General features: G+C 65.1%; 16 protein-coding genes. 15 read left to right on the forward strand and 1 reads right to left on the reverse strand.

The window, feature by feature from the left end:
- Window positions 1-39 precede the first annotated feature (39 nt).
- Window positions 40-603 carry a hypothetical protein gene (locus AC6JAC_RS09155; protein WP_497964388.1) on the reverse strand — a complete coding sequence of 188 codons (564 nt, stop codon included), beginning with the start codon at window positions 601-603 and terminating at the stop codon, window positions 40-42.
- Between the two features lie 137 nt (window positions 604-740).
- On the opposite strand from AC6JAC_RS09155, the gene AC6JAC_RS09160 reads away from it, so the two are divergent.
- The 15 genes from AC6JAC_RS09160 to AC6JAC_RS09230 all read left to right on the forward strand — a co-directional run bounded on the left by AC6JAC_RS09160 (window position 741) and on the right by AC6JAC_RS09230 (window position 20,617).
- On the forward strand, window positions 741-1,664 hold the full coding sequence (locus AC6JAC_RS09160) for a LysR family transcriptional regulator (protein WP_028271608.1): 924 nt from the start codon (window positions 741-743) through the stop codon (window positions 1,662-1,664).
- A 142-nt stretch (window positions 1,665-1,806) separates the two neighbouring features.
- On the forward strand, window positions 1,807-3,528 hold the full coding sequence (gene ilvD / locus AC6JAC_RS09165) for a dihydroxy-acid dehydratase (protein WP_497964390.1): 1,722 nt from the start codon (window positions 1,807-1,809) through the stop codon (window positions 3,526-3,528).
- 299 nt (window positions 3,529-3,827) lie between these two features.
- Window positions 3,828-5,729, forward strand: coding sequence for an acetolactate synthase large subunit (locus AC6JAC_RS09170; RefSeq protein WP_028271610.1), 1,902 nt, complete (start codon window positions 3,828-3,830; stop codon window positions 5,727-5,729).
- Between the two features lie 2 nt (window positions 5,730-5,731).
- Complete coding sequence (gene ilvN / locus AC6JAC_RS09175; RefSeq protein WP_028271611.1) at window positions 5,732-6,244, forward strand: acetolactate synthase small subunit; 513 nt, start codon at window positions 5,732-5,734, stop codon at window positions 6,242-6,244.
- A 79-nt stretch (window positions 6,245-6,323) separates the two neighbouring features.
- Window positions 6,324-7,349 carry a ketol-acid reductoisomerase gene (gene ilvC, locus AC6JAC_RS09180; RefSeq protein ID WP_028271612.1) on the forward strand — a complete coding sequence of 342 codons (1,026 nt, stop codon included), beginning with the start codon at window positions 6,324-6,326 and terminating at the stop codon, window positions 7,347-7,349.
- A 141-nt stretch (window positions 7,350-7,490) separates the two neighbouring features.
- Window positions 7,491-9,080, forward strand: coding sequence for a phosphoglycerate dehydrogenase (gene serA / locus AC6JAC_RS09185; protein ID WP_028271613.1), 1,590 nt, complete (start codon window positions 7,491-7,493; stop codon window positions 9,078-9,080).
- Between the two features lie 208 nt (window positions 9,081-9,288).
- Window positions 9,289-12,084 carry an ABC transporter permease gene (locus AC6JAC_RS09190; RefSeq protein WP_028271614.1) on the forward strand — a complete coding sequence of 932 codons (2,796 nt, stop codon included), beginning with the start codon at window positions 9,289-9,291 and terminating at the stop codon, window positions 12,082-12,084.
- Window positions 12,081-12,836 carry an ABC transporter ATP-binding protein gene (locus AC6JAC_RS09195; protein ID WP_028271615.1) on the forward strand — a complete coding sequence of 252 codons (756 nt, stop codon included), beginning with the start codon at window positions 12,081-12,083 and terminating at the stop codon, window positions 12,834-12,836. Before AC6JAC_RS09190 ends, AC6JAC_RS09195 begins: the two co-directional genes overlap by 4 nt.
- A gap of 65 nt (window positions 12,837-12,901) precedes the next feature.
- Entirely contained in the window at window positions 12,902-14,461 is a 1,560-nt protein-coding gene (gene metG / locus AC6JAC_RS09200) for a methionine--tRNA ligase (RefSeq protein ID WP_497964394.1), read from the forward strand.
- Window positions 14,462-14,875: 414 nt separating this feature from the next.
- A complete protein-coding gene (locus tag AC6JAC_RS09205; RefSeq protein ID WP_497964396.1) occupies window positions 14,876-15,637 on the forward strand; it encodes a hypothetical protein in 762 nt (253 codons plus the stop codon).
- Between the two features lie 88 nt (window positions 15,638-15,725).
- A complete protein-coding gene (locus AC6JAC_RS09210; RefSeq protein WP_497964397.1) occupies window positions 15,726-16,532 on the forward strand; it encodes a class F sortase in 807 nt (268 codons plus the stop codon).
- 82 nt (window positions 16,533-16,614) lie between these two features.
- Window positions 16,615-17,667 carry a 3-isopropylmalate dehydrogenase gene (locus AC6JAC_RS09215; protein ID WP_454698839.1) on the forward strand — a complete coding sequence of 351 codons (1,053 nt, stop codon included), beginning with the start codon at window positions 16,615-16,617 and terminating at the stop codon, window positions 17,665-17,667.
- A 102-nt stretch (window positions 17,668-17,769) separates the two neighbouring features.
- Window positions 17,770-18,882 (forward strand): branched-chain amino acid aminotransferase, encoded by a 1,113-nt coding sequence (locus tag AC6JAC_RS09220; protein WP_011692370.1) that lies wholly within the window; start codon window positions 17,770-17,772, stop codon window positions 18,880-18,882.
- 91 nt (window positions 18,883-18,973) lie between these two features.
- Entirely contained in the window at window positions 18,974-19,756 is a 783-nt protein-coding gene (locus AC6JAC_RS09225) for an MBL fold metallo-hydrolase (RefSeq protein ID WP_497964400.1), read from the forward strand.
- A gap of 84 nt (window positions 19,757-19,840) precedes the next feature.
- Window positions 19,841-20,617, forward strand: coding sequence for a fumarylacetoacetate hydrolase family protein (locus AC6JAC_RS09230; RefSeq protein ID WP_497964402.1), 777 nt, complete (start codon window positions 19,841-19,843; stop codon window positions 20,615-20,617).
- Window positions 20,618-20,625: the final 8 nt, after the last annotated feature.

Genomic DNA, 20,625 nt, shown 5'->3' on the forward strand with positions numbered 1-20,625 from the left:
TGCTTGACGTTACGTCGGTGTGATTAGGGCTGTAAAGGTTCAGAGGGGCAGCCCGCGCCGGATGAAGTCAGCCATGAATTCATGGAAGTCCGCGGCGTCGTCGGCCTGTTCGATGCTCCGGGTCCCGCGACCGGCCCGCTGAGCCGGTCCTCCCGGCGGCGAAGCCAGGCGCATGCTGTTTTCCACCCCGAAACGGAAGGCTTTCCCGGTACTTGCGGCCACTTCGTAACCGCCCAGCGAAGACTTGACGGCGGGCAGCCGGAGGGCATGCGAAAGGTTTGTCATGTTGATCGCCACCGGAACCCCGGCCGCGGCCAGGGACTTTTCATCAAAAGGGGCCACGATGATCTCGGCCGGATGCCAGCGGTAGCCGATAACAAAGCTCCGCCGGCGCGGAGGAGCCCAGCCCCGGGCCGCAGCACCCGCACCCTCAAAGCTGTTGGAGCCGCAGACGAGGTTGTAGTCGCCGTAGTTGGGAATCTGGTGATCAAAAACGGCGCGGAGCCTGGCCTTGAGCTCTTCGCTGCTGAGCGGGGGAGCGGCGTCAGTGTCCGATTCCGGGTTGGTCGCGTCCGGGTTGACCGGCGCGGGCTTGCTGTTCACAGTGAAGTCCTGATGGTCGACCGGCAGGGTGGCTTGCACGCTACCAGAGCCGGCGCAGGATGCCTTGTCATGTCCGGGCTGCATGCGGGCTCAGTGCGCGGGCACTGTCCTGCAGCACTGTCCTGTAGCCTCGCTTCATGGATTTGAAACGGCTCCGGATTCTCCGTGAACTCTCGGACCGGGGAACCGTGGGCGCCACCGCCGAGGCCATGGAGGTGACGCCGTCGGCCGTTTCCCAGCAACTCAAGACCCTCCAGGACGAACTGGGCGTTGTCCTGGTGGAGAAGTCCGGCAGGGGAGTGCGCCTGACCGAGGCAGGGCGCGCGATGGCGGCGGCAGCGGCGGATGTGTCCACTGCCATGGCCCGCGCCGAAGCCACCATCGACACGTACCGGCAGGGCTGGCAGACGCACGTTAAGGCAGCCTTCTTTCCGAGTGCGGCGGAAATGTTCCTCCCAGGTCTCCTGCACCGCGTCAAGGCGGTGGAAGGACTCCGGTTCGAGGCCTCCTTCGAGGACCCCGGCGTCGCGGGCTTCGCTGCCCTGGCCGCCGACTACGACATCGTCCTGGCCCACAGCGTTGATGGTCCCGATGTCTTCGCCCGGCAGGGGCTCGTGGTGGTTCCCCTGCTGAACGAGCCGCTGGACGTCGCCGTGCCGGCCGGCCACGTCCTGGCGGCGAAGTCCTCGCTGACCGCCGGCGACGTAGTGGGTTTTCCGTGGATGGGCGTCCCGGAGGGTTTCCCCTTCGACACGGTACTGCGCCAGATCGAGGTCCAGGCAGGGTCGCCGGCGGTACGCGCGCAGTTGTTTCCCGATCTTCGCGTCCTGGAGGCACTGGTGAGTGCAGGTCACGGGCTGAGCCTGCTGCCCCGGTACACCGCCTTGCGGAACCAGGAGCGCGGCTTCGTCTTGCGCCCGCTGCTCGGGGTGACTGCCCGCCGCAGCATCGTGGCGCTCGCCCGCCCTGATGTGGCGGCACGGACCACAATCGCGCAGGTCCTGTCCATGCTGGAGGCCGAAGCTGCATCAATCGATGCCGCCGGCCTCCGTGATGCCTGACACAATCCAAGGCAGCTCGGGCCTCAGCCGATCTCATTATTCGAGACGAGAGTCCACTATTTGATCGAAATATTCCCGGTTTTCGGCTTAACGGTCCCCTCCGGGTCGTTGGCGTCCCGATCGGAGTCATAGACTTTGACCCATGAGTGAGGACACCCAAGCAGCAATCGAGAACAAGATTGACATCAAGCCCCGCAGCCGGGTCGTCACCGACGGGATCCACGCCGCCCCCGCGCGCGGTATGTTCCGCGCCGTGGGCATGGGCGACGACGACTTCGCGAAGCCGCAGATTGGCGTGGCAAGTTCGTGGAACGAGATCACTCCCTGCAACCTTTCCCTGAACCGGCTGGCCCAGGGCGCCAAAGAGGGCGTCCACGCAGGCGGCGGTTTCCCCATGCAGTTCGGCACCATCTCCGTCTCGGACGGCATCTCCATGGGCCACGAGGGCATGCACTTCTCCCTGGTCTCGCGTGAGGTCATCGCCGACTCCGTCGAAACCGTGATGCAGGCCGAGCGCATCGACGGCTCGGTGCTCCTGGCCGGCTGCGACAAGTCCCTCCCGGGCATGCTGATGGCAGCTGCCCGCCTGGACCTCGCCAGCGTGTTCCTGTACGCCGGCTCCATCATGCCGGGCTGGGTCAAGCTGGAGGACGGTTCCGAGAAGGAAGTCACCCTGATTGACGCCTTCGAAGCCGTGGGTGCCTGCGCCGCCGGCAAGATGAGCCTCGGAGACCTGGAACGCATCGAAAAGGCCATCTGCCCGGGTGAAGGCGCCTGCGGCGGCATGTACACGGCCAACACCATGGCCTGCATCGGCGAAGCCCTGGGCATGTCCCTCCCGGGCTCCGCTGCCCCGCCCTCGGCAGACCGCCGTCGTGATGAGTTCGCCCGCAAGTCCGGCGAAGCGGTGGTCAACCTGCTCCGCCTTGGCATCACTGCCCGCGACATCATGACCAAGAAGGCCTTCGAGAACGCCATTGCCGTGACCATGGCATTCGGTGGCTCCACCAACGCCGTCCTGCACCTGCTCGCCATTGCCCGTGAAGCCGAAGTCGAACTGACGCTCGACGACTTCAACCGCATCGGCGACAAGATCCCGCACCTCGGCGACCTCAAGCCCTTCGGCCGCTACGTGATGACCGACGTGGACAAGATCGGCGGCGTGCCGGTCATCATGAAGGCACTGCTCGATGCCGGACTGCTGCACGGCGACTGCCTCACCGTTACCGGCAAGACCCTTGCCGAGAACCTCGAGTCCATCAACCCGCCGGACCTCGACGGCAAGATCCTTCGTGCGCTGGACAACCCGATCCACAAGACCGGCGGCATCACCATCCTGCACGGTTCCATGGCACCGGAAGGCGCCGTCGTCAAGAGCGCCGGTTTCGACGCCGACGTCTTCGAGGGCACCGCCCGCGTCTTCGAGCGCGAACAGGGCGCCCTGGATGCCCTGGACAACGGAAACATCAAAGCCGGCGACGTCGTCGTCATCCGCTACGAAGGTCCGAAGGGTGGTCCGGGCATGCGCGAGATGCTCGCGATCACCGGCGCCATCAAGGGCGCGGGCCTCGGCAAGGACGTCCTGCTCCTGACGGACGGCCGCTTCTCCGGCGGGACCACCGGCCTGTGCATCGGCCACGTTGCCCCGGAAGCAGCCGACGGCGGCCCCATCGCCTTCGTCCAGGACGGCGACAGGATCCGTGTCGACATCGCCGCGCGAACCTTCGACCTCCTGGTCGACGAGGCCGAGCTGGAATCCCGCAAGACCGGCTGGGAGCCGCTTCCTGCCAAGTTCACCAAGGGCGTGCTCGCCAAGTACGCCAAGCTGGTGCACGGCGCCTCCACCGGCGCATACTGCGGGTAGTACCCGCAGCCCAATCCGTGGACAATGGCGTCCACATAGTGAGATGCGTACCGTCGTCGTTGACACGCTTCTCACCAGAGGGAAAACTGAACGCATGATCGCATTCGTTACTAGCTTCGCTGCTGCAGAGGCAGTCGTCGTCCTTACCAAGCGCGTGGCTCAATAGCCCGACTGGTAACGAACCGTCACGCGCAAACCCCTCGAAGAGCCTCACGGCTGAGGGGTTTTTTTATTTGTTGCACATATTGAACCCGTCATGAGATTTACCCGCTAATAAAGATCCACAAAGGAAGAGTCCGATGAGCAAAGGATCGCCGATCAGCCCCTCGCTGATGGCTACAAAGTCCGCTGGAGCCCCCAAAGCTCCGGAACGCGCCGACCGCACGGCCGATGCCGGTGTCGAGCACGCTGCTGCTGTCTCTCCTGTACTCGGACCGAACAACGTCGTACCCCCGACGGTGATGACCGGTTCACAAGCTATTGTCCGCTCGCTCGAAGAACTCGGCGTGGACGATATTTTCGGTTTGCCCGGTGGCGCGATCCTGCCCACCTATGACCCCTTGATGGCCTCCCGCATGAATCACGTGCTGGTCCGTCACGAACAGGGAGCCGGCCACGCCGCGCAAGGCTACGCCATGGTTACCGGGCGGGTGGGCGTCTGCATTGCCACCTCGGGTCCCGGCGCCACCAACCTCGTTACCGCCATCATGGATGCGCACATGGATTCCGTGCCGCTGGTGGCCATCACCGGCCAGGTATCCAGCGGTGTCATCGGCACGGACGCCTTCCAGGAAGCTGACATCGTGGGCATCACCATGCCCATCACCAAGCACTCGTTCCTGGTGACCGACCCCAACGACATCCCGCATGTCATGGCTGAGGCATTCCACCTCGCCTCCACAGGCCGTCCCGGTCCGGTGCTGGTGGACGTCGCCAAGGACGCCCAGCAGGGCCAGATGACGTTCTCCTGGCCGCCGAAGATCGACCTGCCCGGCTACCGCCCGGTGGTCCGCGGCCACAACAAGCAGGTTCGCGAAGCAGCGAAGCTGATTGCTGCGGCCAGCAAGCCCGTCCTCTACGTCGGCGGCGGCGTGGTCAAGGCGCATGCTTCGGCGGAACTGCGGGAGCTCGCCGAAATCACCGGCGCACCGGTGGTGACCACCCTGATGGCCCGCGGCGTGTTCCCGGACTCACACCCGCAGCACGTCGGCATGCCGGGCATGCACGGCACGGTGTCCGCCGTTACCGCGCTGCAGCAGTCCGATCTGCTCATCACCCTGGGCGCCCGTTTCGACGACCGAGTGACCGGCGTCCTGAAAACCTTCGCGCCGAACGCCAAGGTGATCCACGCGGACATCGATCCGGCCGAGATCTCCAAGAACCGCACCGCGGACGTTCCGATCGTGGGCTCCGTCAAGGAGATCATCCCGGAACTGACCGAGGCCGTGAAGACGCAGTTCGCTGCTTCCGGCACGCCGGACCTGGAGAACTGGTGGGCGTTCCTGAACAACCTGAAGGATACGTATCCGCTGGGGTGGACCGAGCCCGAAGACGGCCTCACCGCACCGCAGCGCGTCATTGAGCGCATCGGTGCCCTCACCGGCCCCGAAGGGATTTACGTTGCGGGCGTCGGCCAGCACCAGATGTGGGCTGCGCAGTTCATCAAGTACGAACGCCCCCACGCCTGGCTGAACTCCGGCGGAGCCGGCACCATGGGCTACGCCGTTCCCGCGGCCATGGGCGCCAAAGTGGGCGCACCGGACCGTGTGGTCTGGGCCATCGACGGCGACGGCTGCTTCCAGATGACCAACCAGGAACTGGCCACCTGTGCCATCAACAAGATCCCCATCAAGGTTGCGGTCATCAACAACTCCTCGCTGGGCATGGTTCGCCAGTGGCAGACCCTCTTCTACGAGGGCCGCTACTCGAACACCGACCTGAACACCGGCCACGAGACAGTCCGCATCCCGGACTTCGTGAAACTGGGCGAGGCCTACGGCTGCGCGTCCTTCCGGTGCGAACGCGCTGAGGACATCGACGCCACCATCCAGAAGGCCCTTGAGATCAATGACCGCCCCGTGGTCATCGACTTCGTAGTGAGCCCCGACTCCATGGTGTGGCCGATGGTGCCCGCCGGAGTGAGCAACGACCAGATCCAGGTCGCCCGCAACATGACCCCGGAATGGGAAGAGGAGGACTGATCATGACCCGCCACACGCTGTCCGTTCTGGTCGAAGACAAGCCCGGTGTGCTGACCCGAGTCGCGAGCCTCTTCGCGCGCAGGGCCTTCAACATCAATTCCCTGGCCGTCGGCCCGACGGAAGTTCCGGGCATGTCCCGGATGACCGTCGTCGTCGACGCCGACGGTGACCTGATCGAACAGGTCACCAAGCAGTTGAACAAACTTGTCAACGTGATCAAGATTGTTGAACTGACCTCAGAATCTTCCGTACAGCGAGACCACATCCTGGTCAAGGTACGTGCGGATGCCGCAACACGCCTGCAGGTGACCCAGGCTGCAGACCTGTTCCGCGCTTCAGTGGTCGACGTCTCCACAGACTCGGTGGTCATTGAAGCAACCGGCCACCCCGAAAAGCTCACCGCACTGCTGTCAGTGCTCGAGCCCTTCGGCATCCGCGAAATTGTGCAGTCCGGCACCCTGGCCGTTGGACGGGGATCCCGCTCCATGAGCGACAGGGCCTTGCGCAGCGCCTAGGCGCCACGTACAGCCCGTGCAGTAACGCAACACCACAGACTATTTACACCCGAGAATCCACTCAAAAGGAGTTACGCAAGTGACTGAAATGTTCTATGACGACGACGCTGATCTGTCCATCATCCAGGGCCGGAAGGTAGCCATCGTCGGCTATGGCTCGCAGGGCCACGCCCACGCCCTGAACCTGCGCGACTCCGGCGTTGAAGTTACCATCGCCCTCAAGGAGGGCTCGGCGTCGATCGCCAAGGCACAGGACGCCGGATTCACGGTCAAGAACGTCGCCGACGCCGCCGAATGGGCAGACGTCATCATGATCCTGGCGCCGGACCAGCACCAGCGCTCGATCTACAACGACTCCATCAAGGACAAGCTGACCCCCGGCAAGGCCCTGGCCTTCGCACACGGCTTCAACATCCGCTTCGGCTACATCGAGGCGCCGGAGGGTGTTGACGTCATCCTGATCGCCCCGAAGGCTCCCGGCCACACCGTGCGCCGCGAATTCGAAGCCGGCCGCGGCATCCCGGACATCATCGCGGTCGAGCAGGACGCCACCGGCGCAGCCTGGGACCTGGCCAAGTCCTACGCCAAGGCCATTGGCGGCACCCGCGCCGGTGTCATCAAGACGACCTTCACCGAGGAAACCGAAACCGATCTCTTCGGCGAGCAGGCCGTCCTGTGCGGCGGTGTCTCCCAGCTGGTCCAGTACGGCTTCGAGACCCTGACCGAAGCCGGCTACCAGCCGCAGATCGCCTACTTCGAGGTGCTTCACGAGCTCAAGCTCATCGTTGACCTCATGTGGGAAGGCGGCATCGCCAAGCAGCGCTGGAGCGTTTCCGACACCGCAGAGTACGGCGACTACGTCTCCGGCCCGCGCGTCATCACCCCCGAGGTGAAGGAAAACATGAAGGCTGTCCTCGGCGACATCCAGAACGGCGCGTTTGCCAAGCGCTTCATTGAAGACCAGGACAACGGCGGCGTGGAGTTCAAGGCGCTGCGTGCCAAGGCTGAGCAGCACCCCATCGAGAGCGTCGGCCGCGAACTGCGTGGCCTGTTCTCCTGGCAGCAGCAGGACGAGGACTACGTAGAGGGCTCGGCAGCCCGCTAAGGCTGCCGCCACCAAGGCCGTCGGCCAGGTGCCCTTCACAAGGCAGTAGTGAGGCCGGGTTCACACTTAACAATGTGAGCCCGGCCTTTCCGTCCGCCTAGACTTGATTTATCCCCAGGACTGCAACGCAGAGGATCAGCCGTGTCAAAACCCGTAGTACTGCTCGCCGAAGAACTTTCACCCGCCACAGTCGAGGCCCTCGGCCCGGACTTTGAAATCCGCCAGACAGACGGCTCCGACCGTTCCCAGCTGCTCTCTGCCATCGTGGACGTTGACGCAATCCTGGTCCGTTCTGCCACGCAGGTGGACGCTGAGGCCATCGCTGCGGCCAAGAACCTGAAGGTCATTGCCCGCGCCGGAGTGGGCCTGGACAACGTCGACATCAAAGCTGCCACGCAGGCCGGTGTCATGGTGGTCAACGCGCCGACGTCGAACATCGTCTCCGCCGCTGAACTGACGGTCGGCCACATCCTGAGCCTCGCCCGCCACATTCCGCAGGCCAGTGCCGCGCTCAAGGACGGCGAATGGAAACGCTCCAAGTACACGGGCATTGAACTCTACGAGAAGAAGATCGGTATCATCGGCCTCGGCCGGATCGGCGCCCTCGTGGCAGCCCGCCTGAAGGGCTTCGACACCAAGATCCTGGCGTACGACCCCTACATCACCTCCGCCCGCGCCGCCCAACTGGGCGTGCAGCTGGTCACCCTGGACGAGCTGCTGGCACAGTCGGACTTCATCACCATCCACATGCCCAAAACGCCGGAAACGGTGGGCATGCTCGGCGCCGAGGCGTTCAAGAAGATGAAGAAGACCGCCTACGTCATCAACGTCGCCCGCGGTGGCCTGGTGGACGAGGAAGCCCTGCACGCTGCCCTGAAGGACGGCGAGATCGCCGGTGCCGGCGTTGACGTGTTCGTCAAGGAACCCAGCACCGACCTGCCGTTCTTCGACATGGACAACGTGGTGGTGACCCCGCACCTGGGCGCCTCCACTGACGAAGCCCAGGAAAAGGCAGGCGTCTCCGTGGCCAAATCGGTCCGGCTCGCCCTGGCCGGCGAACTGGTCCCCGACGCAGTGAACGTTGCCGGCGGCGTCATTGCTCCGGACGTTCGCCCGGGCATCCCGCTGATCGAAAAGCTCGGCCGCATCTTCACCGCGCTGACCCACGCCTCCCTGACCCAGTTCGACGTCGAAGTTGCCGGCGAGATTTCCTCACTGGACGTCAAGGTACTGGAACTGGCCGCGCTCAAGGGCATCTTCGCCGACGTCGTGACCGAACAGGTCTCCTACGTCAACGCCCCTGTCATCGCCGAGCAGCGGGGCATCAACGTCCGCCTGATCACCACGCCGGAAACCGAGTCGTACCGGAACCTCCTGACGCTGCGCGGTGCCCTGAGCGACGGCAGCCAGATCTCCGTCGCCGGCACACTGACGGGCCCCAAGCAGATCCAGAAGCTCGTGGGCGTCAACGGCTACGAGGTGGAGATTCCCATCAGCGAACACCTTGTGGTGGTTGCTTACGCGGACCGTCCCGGTGTGATCGGCACCATCGGCCACATCCTGGGCATGAACAACATCAACATCGCCGGCATGCAGGTTGCGCGCCAGGCCGAGGGCGGCCAGGTCCTGGCGCTCCTGACCATTGACAGCTCGGTTCCGCAGCAGGTCCTTGACGCGATCAAGGCCGGCATCGGTGCCGAGATGGTGCGGGAAGTCGACCTCGAAGACTGACATCCCGCCTATTCGGTGAACTTCTCGTGACAGACGTTAACTTCTGCCACGTATGATTGGCCGGTCTGCGTACAATGGCTGGGTCCGATTTTCGGATCCGGCCGGCAGACCGGCCATTATTTTTTGCACACCCGGCAGGGGACGCCTTCACATCCGTTAGGTGTGGACAGAGGTGTGCGCTCACGCAATCCAGCTTTCAGGGAGCCCAATGAACGCCGTCCAGAGGTTCATCAGAAGCCGAGTGCTTTTGCTGACCGCGGCCATTTTGATCGTCGCCATGTGCCTGTCCGTCCTCGTCCAGGGCCAGTCACAGGCGGCGCTCAACCGAACAGTCGACCAGAATTCCCGCGGACTTTATGACATCCTCGTCCAGGCCAAGGCAGGTTCCGGCGGCGCACTCATGCAGCCGGAAATCGCCAACGGCCAGGGCGGCATCAGCTTCGATCAGCTGGATGGCATCAGGAAGCTCACCGGCACCTCCGTGGCGGCCCCCATCAGCCTCGTCTCACGGGTATCGCAGAACCTCGAAGCGCCGCGGCTTGACGCCATGGACTACCTGGGATTCAACGCCGGCCTGGTGGGCACGGCGACCGCAGGGGAGCCCGGCGGAACCGACCCCGGCAAGTGGCCGGCAGCGCAATCGGTCCTCACTGACGAGGCCAAGAAATACCGCGTGACGGCCAGCGCCGTCAGCTCCGACGGCCAGTCGGAACAGACCCTGTTCAAGTCCATGGCCGAGGGTTCCCTCGGCAAGGCCAAGCTCGTCGAAGAGCAGACCGCCGGCGGCAAGAGCATCCGCATCGCGGGCGCCGACGGGGAAACGGGCATCAAGTTCCCGGCCCCCGCGGGCGGCTCCGAACACAACCTGTTCAACCTCTCGGTATCGCTGCCGCTGGCGCCGCAGGTGACGGAGTCCGTCGTCGCCGTCGACCCCGTGTCCGAGCGGGCCCTCCTGGGCACCGCAGGCGACTTCCTCGCACCGCTCGAAAAGGCGCCGCCGGCAGACGCACGGAACGCCGGAGCGATCGGCCGGCACTTCGAAAGCCTGTTCACCACGGGAATCAGCATGGAGGAACTGGAAGAGGGGCCCGACTTCCTCGGCGTCAAGCTCAAGTACTGGGCACCCCTGATGACCCAGTACCAGCAGGCAAAGCGCGCCGGCCAGCTCACGGCCGATTCCCAGGCGATCCCGCTGATCGTCCGCTCCGGCACCTCCCTAGACCTCAAGTACTCGGTCAAGATCGAGGAAATCGACGACTCCGGAAACGTGGTCAAAGACGTGGGCACGGTGACCCGTTCGCTGGACAAGGACTACCTTCCGTTCGTTTCCAAGTCGCCGTTCGCCCTGTCCTGGCCGGGCTCGCAGGACTTCTCCCAGCTGCTGGGGAACACCGGCAACTTCAGCCAGGGCCTCTACAACCCGGCAACGTGGAGCACCGCCTTCGCGTCCGCCCCCAAATACACCGACGGTGCCACCGCCGGCAACGGCGCCGTGGACAAGACCGCCACACCGGGGGAGTGGGTGACCGTCAACCGCCTTCCGGAGAAGGGTGCCGGCGGAGCGCCCGTCGACCAGACCCAGCGCGAGCCTGTTGACGAACGTTCCTACCGCGACAGCCTGGAGACCGGCACCAAGGTCGCCGCGCCGCTGGCCATGGTTTACGGCACGTTCGACGCCGAGAAGGTCAAGGAAGCCGCCGGGGACATCAACCGGCTGCCCCTGGGCGGCTACGATCCGTCGCCGCTCACCCTGACCGAGGACGCCCAGGGCAAGAAGGTGGAGAACACCGAACTCAAGCCGTCACTGAGCGCCACGGGACTGGTCAGCCAGTCTGCCGGTGCGATCACCGACTACTACGGCCTCGCCGCCGCCCGGGGATTCGAACAGAACGCTTCGGTCATCGACGCAGTCCGCGTCAAGGCCAAGGCGCCGGGCAGCTGGAAGGAGTCCCAGCCGGAGGTCGAGAAGCTTGCGGACGAAATCCGCGACATGGGCCTCGAAGCGACGGTTGTTGCCGGCTCGGCGCGTGAAGACGCCAACATTTTCGTTCCCGGATACTCCAAAGACGGCGCCGGCAAGGAATCCCCGCTGGGCACCGTCACCCAGTCGTGGGTCCGCCAGGATGCGGCCGACGCCGTGTCCGGTTCCCTGACCGGTACCAATGTGACGCTGCTGTTCCTCACCCTGTGCGGTGCCGCGTTGCTGACTGGTGCCTCCACGGTCAGCTACATCCGCCAGCGCCGCCGCGAGGCCGGCACCCTGCGGGCCATGGGTTGGACGCAGAACAGGATCCGCAGCTGGGTCCTCGCCGAGTTCGGCGTGGGAGCGGCCATGCTGGCAATTGCCGGCACCATCCTGAGCCTGGTCAGCTGGAACCTCGCTACGGTCATTGTTTCCGCCTCTGTGCTGGTGCTCTACGCTGCCGCAGCCTACTTCGCGGCCCGGCAGCTGAGGCACCGTGACGAGATCGACCAGGAGCCGCAGCACGACGAGCGGCTGATCGCCGTCGACTCCCCGCTCACGTTCGCCAACCGCCAGCTGAGCACCAACAAATTCAACACCATCTCGCTGGCCGTGGCAGTAGGCGTTTTTGGTGCGGCCGTCGGCGGCCTGATCGCCCTGCTGATCGACATCCCGAGAGCCGCCGGCGCCAGTGCCCTCAGCGGCCTCGCTGCCGCCAGCGTGGCGCTGCCCAGCATCGTCCTGGCGCTCTCCGGCGTAGCTGTGGGCCTGGTGCTGACCCTTGTCACCGGACGCTTCGAGCTCCAGGCCAAGCGCCAGTACCTCGGCACGCTCGAAGCCATGGGCTGGAACCCGGACATGCTCGGCCAGGTCCGGCTGTTCGAAAACGCCCTCGTGGGCACGGTGGCCCTGCCGCTGGGCGTGGTCGGCGCCCTCGGCATCGGCCTCCTGCTCGCTCCCTATGCCGCGCTCTGGGCCGCCCTGGCCGGACTCGTGGCTGTACTTTGCTGGATTCCAATTGCAACGAAAGTGGTCCAATGAACAACGACCTGAATCTCGACCGGATTCCCCAGGATGATGCCGGGGACGGCTCGCTCCAGACCCGTGCCAACACCATCCTGAAGGCCGCAGACCACGGGACCCCGCTGGAACTGAGCAACATCACCATCCGCTACGGCGGCCAGAAGGGCGGAGCCGACGCCGTCAACGTCGTCGAAGGCTTTGACCTGACCCTCCACGCCGGGGAAATGCACTGCGTCGCCGGCCGAAGCGGTTCCGGCAAGACCAGTATCCTGACCGTCGGAGCAGGCCTTACCCTGCCGACGTCGGGCCGGGTGTACTGGGAGGGCCAGTCCCTCGAGAGCATGGGCGACGACGAAATCGCCGACCGCCGCCGGGCACTGATCGGCTACGTGGACCAGGGCGGCGCGCTGATTGACGGCATGAGCGCACTGGAGAACGTCCTGCTGCCGGCCGTGCCGGACGGCGAAGTGGACCAGCGCCGCGACATGGCAAAGGACCTCCTGGACCTTGTCGGCCTGGGGCGGCGGATGCGCCACCGTCCGGCCCAGCTGTCCGGCGGCGAGCGTCAGCGCGTGGCGATCGCACGTGCCCTGATCCTGGGCACCCGCGTCCTGGTGGTCGACGAACCGACGGCGAGCCTGGACCGTACCTCGGCCAACCGCATCATCAGCATCCTGAAGGACACCACGTCCGACGGAATTGCCGTGCTGGTGGCGTCACATGACCACGAACTTGTCCGGCTCAGCGATACCCTGACCGAACTGATCTAGATTTAGGGGTAGCGTTCCACCAGCTCCCGGCCCGCACCGCTTCCGAAAAAAGGTAACTTCCCAGAGTGTCGTCTTCAGCCCAGACCCCGTTCTACATCACCACCGCCATTACGTACCCCAACGGCGTGCCGCACATCGGCCATGCCTACGAGTACATTGCCACCGACGCAATGGCCCGGTTCAAGCGCCTGGACGGTTACGACGTTTTCTTCCTGACCGGCACGGATGAGCACGGCATGAAGATCGCGCAGACGGCCGACAAGGAAGGCATCACGCCCAAGGAGCTGGTGGATCGGAACGCCGAAATCTACAAGGCCGCCCACTCCGCCCTGGGAATCTCGTACGACCGCTTCATCCGCACCACGGACGAGGACCACTACGCCGCTTCCCAGGCCATCTGGAAGAAGATGGAGGCCAACGGGGACATCTACCTGTCCAAGTACGAGGGCTGGTACTCGGTCCGCGATGAGGCCTACTACGTTGAAGACGAGACCGTCGTCAAGGAAGACGGCCTCCGCTACTCGCGCGAGACGGACACCGAGCTGACCTGGACGGCCGAGGAAAGCTACTTCTTCCGGCTCTCCGCCTACCAGGACAAGCTGCTGGCACTGTACGAGGCACACCCTGAGTTCGGTGCCCCGCAGTCCCGCTTCAACGAGGTCATCAGCTTCGTCAAGCGGGGGCTGGAAGACCTCTCCATCAGCCGCACGACGTTCGACTGGGGTGTTCCGGTTCCCGGTAACGACAAGCACGTGATGTATGTGTGGGTGGATGCGCTGACCAACTACCTGACCGGCGTGGGCTACCCGGACGTCGATTCGGAGTCGTTCCGGAAGTTCTGGCCGGCGGACGTCCACGTGATCGGCAAGGACATTTCGCGATTCCACGCCATTTACTGGCCGGCGTTCCTCATGAGCGCCGGGCTGGAGCTGCCCAAGCGGATCATGATCCACGGGTTCCTGAACAACAACGGCGTCAAGATGTCCAAGTCGCTGGGCAACGTGGTGGCTCCGTCGGACTTCGTGGCACAGTACGGCCTGGACCAGGTGCGCTTCTTCTTCCTGCGTGAGGTGCCTTTCGGCGCCGACGGGAGCTACAGCCACGAAGCCATTGTGGGCAGGATGAACTCCGACCTCGCCAACAACTTCGGCAACCTGGCACAGCGCTCATTGTCGATGGTCGCCAAGAACTGCGAGGGCCGGGTCCCGGTTCCCGGCGCATTCACAGCGGAGGATTCCGCGCTGCTGGCGCAGGCCAACGGCCTCCTGGAGGCCGCCCGGGCCGCGTTCGAGAAGCAGGAATTCAGCCGTGCCCTGGAAGCGATCTGGGGCGTCCTTGGCGACACCAATGCGTACTTCGCCGAGCAGGCGCCTTGGGTGCTGCGGAAGACCGACGTCGAGCGCATGCACACGGTGCTGTTCGTGACGCTTGAGGTGCTCAGGATCGTTGCGATCCTGGTGCAGCCGGTCATGCCGACGGCGTCCGCCGCCCTCCTGGAAACCCTCGGCCAGCACGACGGCGACGCCCGCCTGTTCACGGCGGTCGCCGTGCCGCTCGTCCCCGGCACCGAGCTCCCTGCCCCGGCCCCGATTTTCCCGAAGTACGAGGAACCCGCCGAAGCGTAGTCCTTCCGGACGCCCTGTCGTCCCGCCATAGTTACCCCGGCGCTCCCTCGCTTGCCGCAGCAAGCGGGGGAGCGCTTTTGTGCCCGCTGTTATCCCGGAGCGGGGCCCTGGGTGCGGCAGCAAGGGTCCAGGTATCCAAGTAGTCAGCCGTATGCGTGCGAGTGAATATTTTCACGAAGCAGGTAATTGGTACCTGTGCCAGTTTGAGTAAACGCGTACCTGTTACTCGGGTTTAACCGGAGCGGCAAACCTAGCCTGAAAAGGCAAGCGAACTGATGACACTGTCTGGGGAGTAACTGTCGCCTTCACTTCGCTGTTTGAGGTCTCACACAGGTTTTGTTTTCACTGGTCTCGAAGACGGTTACTCCGCGCAGTCTGGTCAGTTCGAATCGGATTGGTATGGAGGGACCGAACATGAAACGGACAATAGCCACTCTGGGGGTGGTGGGCCTCGGGTTTTTGGGGGCAACCGTAGCGGCGAACGCCGCCCCGGAAAAGAAAATTACCATCTGCCACGCCACCGGCTCGGCATCAAACCCCTATCTCGCACAGACAATCAACCTCAGTGCCCTTGGGGCACACGTTGGCGACACAGGCGACATCGTTCCGGCCAACGGCGGTGACGACATGCCCTATGGGCAGAACCTGACAGAAGCCAACGTCATTTTGCTCGCTAACAACTGCGTCGTGGCCGCGCCGGTGGACCCGGTGGACCCGGTGGACCCGGTGGACCCGGTGGATCCGGTGGATCCGGTGGATCCGGTGGATCCGGTGGATCCGGTGGATCCGGTGGATCCGGTGGATCCGGGTCCCGTGGATCCGGGCCCGGTGGATCCTGGCCCGGTGGATCCGGGTGACGGGGTAGTGGTTGTAACCCCTTTGGATGCCGTCGTGCCGCCGGCCGTTGTCCCGCCGGCGGCTGCCCCGCCGGCAGCGGCGCCGCCCGCGGCTGTGCCAGTTGCAGGCTCCGTAGTGACCCCGGTTGCGTCAACGCCCCCGGGGGCTGCCGCGGCCTACGTTCCGGCAGCGAGCAACACGGGCTACAACGTCCAGACTGCCGTTGGCTCCCCGGGCGGAATTCCCGCCTGGCTGTCCATCCTGACCGGCCTCTTTGCCGCTGCAGGAGCGTGGGTGCTCGTGAAGAGCGGCCTGCGGTCCCGCGGAGCAGGCAGCTAGGACAGTAAACCCGGGGCGGGTGCCGAGACCTTGCGGCACCCGTCCTCCGGTTTTGGCATCACCTTCCCAAAATCTTCAGGAGCCCCGCATGGTCTGTCACGTCCGGAACCGGCACCGGCATGCCGCCCGCATCCGCGGCCTGGTTCTTAGCAGCAGGGACCTTCTGGTGCTGGCATTCTGCGTGGCGGGGATTCTCGGGGCGTGGCTGGCCTACGGCGTGACCGGAGCCGGGGACCACGGAGCATCCGCTGCCGGGGAACCGGCGGCCATCGTCCTGTCCGGGCGCTTGCCGGATCCGCTGGCGCCGGCCACGGTGCCTGCCGCCGAAGCGGCGGACGCCGCGTCCGTTGCAACGTCGGATCCAGTTGCCTTGCCCGCCGTGCCGGGGCCTGCCGCACCGTTGGCCGCCGGCGGGTCGCCCGGGGCACCGCCTGCTCCTTCCTATCCCGCCGCGGCGGCACCCCGGCGCATCATCTACCCGGCCGCCGGCATGGACGTTGTGGTGCATCCGCTCGAACCGGAATCCGTGGACGCCGCAAGCCACAGCATCGTGCCACCGGAGACGATGGATGGCTACTGGCTTGCAAACCTGGGGATGCCCGGGACCGGCTCCGTAAATACCAGCTATGTCATCGGCCACAGCTGGGAGGGGCTCGACGCGCCGTTCAACCACTTGAGTTCCGCCGCGGCGGCCGGGGACGAACTCTCAGTCGCGACCTCAACCGGCGCCATGACCTACCGGGTGGACTCGGTGACCACGTACACAAAGGCCACCTTGAAGGACAGCCCCATCTGGGCGGTGGTCCCCAACCGGCTGGTCCTGATCAGCTGCTACACGGAGGATCCGTGGGGTAAGAACGTTGCCGTGGTTGCGTCGCCCGTGCCAGGCCGCTGACACGGCACCATCCGGGCTCCCGATGTGTTCGAATATTGAGACGACTTGACCATCATGTGGATGGCTTGGCTACCCTGAAAAGATGAGCGCATCCACGATAAATCTTGCTGTCATTCCCGGCGACGGCATCGGCCCCGAAGTCATCGCCGAAGCGTTGAAAGTGTTGGAGAAGGTTGTAGCCGCCGAAGGCGTCACGCTGGACCAGACCCACTACAAGCTGGGAGCCCAGCATTGGCTGGAGACCGGCGAGACCCTTCCGGAGGAAGTGCTCAGCGATCTCCGCACCCGGGATGCCATCCTGTTCGGCGCCGTCGGTGCTGCCCCCGGTGACACCCGGATCCCGTCCGGCATCATCGAACGGGAGATGCTCCTGAAGCTTCGCTTCAGCCTGGACCACTTCGTCAACCTGCGACCGTCACGCCTCTTCGGCACCGTCGGCAGCCCGCTGGCCAATCCCGGCGACATTGATTTCATCGTGGTCCGCGAAGGCACCGAAGGTCCATATGTAGGCAACGGCGGTACCCTGCGTGCCGGGACCAGGCACGAGGTTGCCACCGAGGTTTCGCTGAACACGGCCCACGGCGTGGAACGGGTTGTCCGGGACGCCTTCCGCCGGGCGAGCGAACGCCCGCGCAAGCACGTCACCCTGGTCCACAAGCACAACGTCCTGGTTTACGCCGGCCACTTGTGGAAGCGCACCGTTGAAGCGGTGGCGCAGGAATTCCCGGACGTCACCCACGACTACCTGCACATCGATGCAGCCACGATCTTCATGGTCACGGACCCGGCACGCTTCGACGTCATCGTCACGGACAACCTCTTCGGCGACATCATCACCGACCTCGCCGCCGCAGTCACCGGCGGCATCGGCCTCGCAGCCTCCGGCAACATCAACATGGAACGCACCGCCCCGTCCATGTTTGAACCCGTGCACGGATCCGCCCCCGATATTGCCGGCCAGCAAAAAGCCGATCCCACGGCGGCGATCCTGTCGGCGGCACTGCTCCTGGACCACCTGGGCTATGCCGAGGCGGCAAAGAAGATCGAAGCGGCAGTCATTGCCGACGTCGAAACCCGGGATGGCCGGGAGCGTACCACCAGCGCGATCGGTGACGCTATCGCCGCCGCCGTTTAGGGCCACGCATCGGGCGTAAGCTAGTTTCGAATCACCAATAATGCTGCCGTGGTCCGACGCTGAACCACGTTCACACACCAGGCAGCCGACCGTGGAGGAACCATGACTCAGACTGCCCATGGCGTCGAATTCACCCATCAGCCTTCGGTAACCCCGAAGTCTGCTGAAGAGCGAGCAGCCATCCTGGCGAACCCGGGTTTCGGCAACTATTTCACCGACCACACTGCGATTGTCGACTACAGCGTCGACGAGAACGGCAAGGGCGGCTGGCATGACGCGCGCATCGAGGCATACGGTCCCATCTCGCTTGACCCGTCAGCGGCGGTGCTGCACTACGGCCAGGAGATCTTCGAGGGCCTCAAGGCCTACCGGCATGCCGACGGGTCGGTCTGGACCTTCCGTCCGGAGGCCAACGCCGCCCGGCTGAACAAGTCCGCCCGCCGGCTGGCGCTGCCGGAGCTTCCGGAAGAGTACTTCCTCGGCGCCATCCGCGAACTCGTGCAGGCCGACCGTGAGTGGGTTCCGGCGGGCGACGGCGAGGCGCTCTACCTGCGCCCGTTCATGATCGCCACCGAAGCGTTCCTGGGCGTCCGCGCGGCCAGGGAAGTCTCCTTCCGCGTGATTGCATCACCGGCCGGAAACTACTTCGGCGGCGAGCTGAAGCCCGTGTCGATCTGGATCTCCCGGGAGTATGCACGCGCTGGCCGCGGCGGCACCGGTGCGGCCAAGTGCGGCGGCAACTACGCAGCCTCCCTCATCGCCCAGCAGGAGGCCGAGGCCCACGGCTGCAAGCAGGTCCTCTTCCTGGACCAGTTCAATGACAACGCCGTGGAAGAACTCGGCGGCATGAACGTCTTCTTCGTGATGAAGGACGGCTCGCTGGTCACCCCCGCGCTGACCGGGACCATCCTGGAAGGCGTCACCCGGATGTCCGTCATGCAGGTGGCCAAGGACATGGGCCGCACCGTCACCGAGCGCAAGATCACCCTGGACGAATGGCGGGACGGCGTCGCCTCGGGCGAGATCACGGAGGTCTTCGCCTGCGGAACTGCCGCTGTCATCACGCCCATCGGAGTACTCAAGGACGCCACCGAGTTCATCGGCTCCGAGGATGCGAAAGCGGGGGAGACCACCATGGCCATCCGTGAGCAGCTTCTCGGCATCCAGACGGGCACCGTCGAGGACACCCACGGCTGGCTGACGCGCCTCGCCTGAGATTCCCCACTTTCCTGACGCACGACGCCGGGTGGGCCGCAATCGAAGCGGCCCACCCGGCGTCGTGCGTTAACAATGCGAAGATGGACGGGTGAATCCCGAATCCTTTCCGTCGATTCTTCCGGCCAGCGACCTGACACGGTTCCGGCTTGCCCCCAACCCCGGCCCTATGAGCCTGGACGGGACCAATTCCTACCTGCTGGGCAGCCCCGGTGCGGGCAGCACCGTCGTGGTGGACCCCGGGCCGCTGGATGAACAGCACCTGCAGGAACTTGCCGGGGCAGGGAGGGTGGAGCTGATCCTCATCACCCACCGTCATGCGGACCATACGGCGGCGGCCGCGCGCTTCCACGAACTCACGGGGGCGCCGGTGCGCGCAGCGGATGCAGGGCACTGCCACGGAGGGATTCCCCTGGCTGACGGTGAAACCATCCTCGCGGCGGGGGTTGAGATCCGTGTGATTGCCACGCCCGGCCACACCTCTGATTCGCTCTGTTTTCACCTGCCCGCCGACGGCCGGCACGGATCGGTGCTGACCGGCGACACCATCCTGGGCCGCGGCACCACGGTGCTGGACTTTCCCGACGGGAAACTGGGCGACTACCTGGCAACCCTCGACAGGCTCGAAGGGATTGGGCCGGCCACCGTGCTGCCCGGGCACGGAGCCGTGCTCCCGGCGCTCGATGCAGTAGTCCGTGCCTACCGGAACCACCGGCACGAACGGCTCGCGCAGATCCGGGCCGCCCTGGCGGACCTTGGTCCCTCTGCGGGAGTGGGCGAAATCACTGATGCCGTCTATGCGGATATCGAGCCCGCCGTCCGGGCGGCCGCGGAGAACTCAGTGGCCGCCCAGCTGGAATTCCTCCGCAGCTGAGCACCGGGATGCGAGCTCCGGCGCGGTGCTTGGGCGGCAGTGCCCGCGGCAGGACACGCGGGCGGAGACTGTACGCTAGGAACCATGCGTATCGCCCGTTTTGTAGCTGATTCTGATCCCCTCTACGGTGTTGTTGAAGGCGAGCCCGGCAGTGAGGAAGTCACTGTTATCAAGGGCGACCCCTTCTTTCACGGCGTGGAACGAACCGCCCAAAAGTACAAGCTGGAGGACGTGCGGCTGCTTGCCCCCATCATTCCGCGCAGCAAAGTGGTGGGCGTGGGACGCAACTTCGTGGAGCACGCCGCGGAACTGGGCAACGAGGTCCCCAAGCAGCCGCTGCTGTTCCTCAAGCCGAACACCTCGGTGATCGGCCCCAACGATCCCATCGTGCTTCCGGAATTCTCCGAGGAAGTCTCCTTCGAGGCCGAGCTCTGCGTCGTCATCGGCCGGATCTGCAAGGACGTGCCCGAGGACCGCGTGGATGACGTCATCTTCGGCTACACCTGCGGCAACGACCTCACCGCCCGCGACGTCCAGAAGACGGACCTGCAGTGGGCCCGGGCCAAGGGCTTTGACACATCGGCGCCGCTGGGCCCGTGGATCGAAACCGAGCTGGACACCGAGGACCTCCGGATCCAGGGCCGGCTCAACGGGGAGCTGCGCCAGGACGGCAGCACAAGCCAGATGATCCGGGGCGTCCGCGAGCTCGTCTCGGTAGTCTCCCAGGCCTTCACGCTGCTTCCCGGCGACGTGATCATGACCGGTACACCCGCTGGCGTGGGCGTGGTTGCGGCCGGCGACCGCTTTGAGGTGGAGATCGAAGGCATCGGCCGCCTGTCCAACCCGATCGTCCGGCGCTAGCGGCGAGG

It is taken from the genome of Arthrobacter sp. KUASC02 (assembly GCF_059739395.1).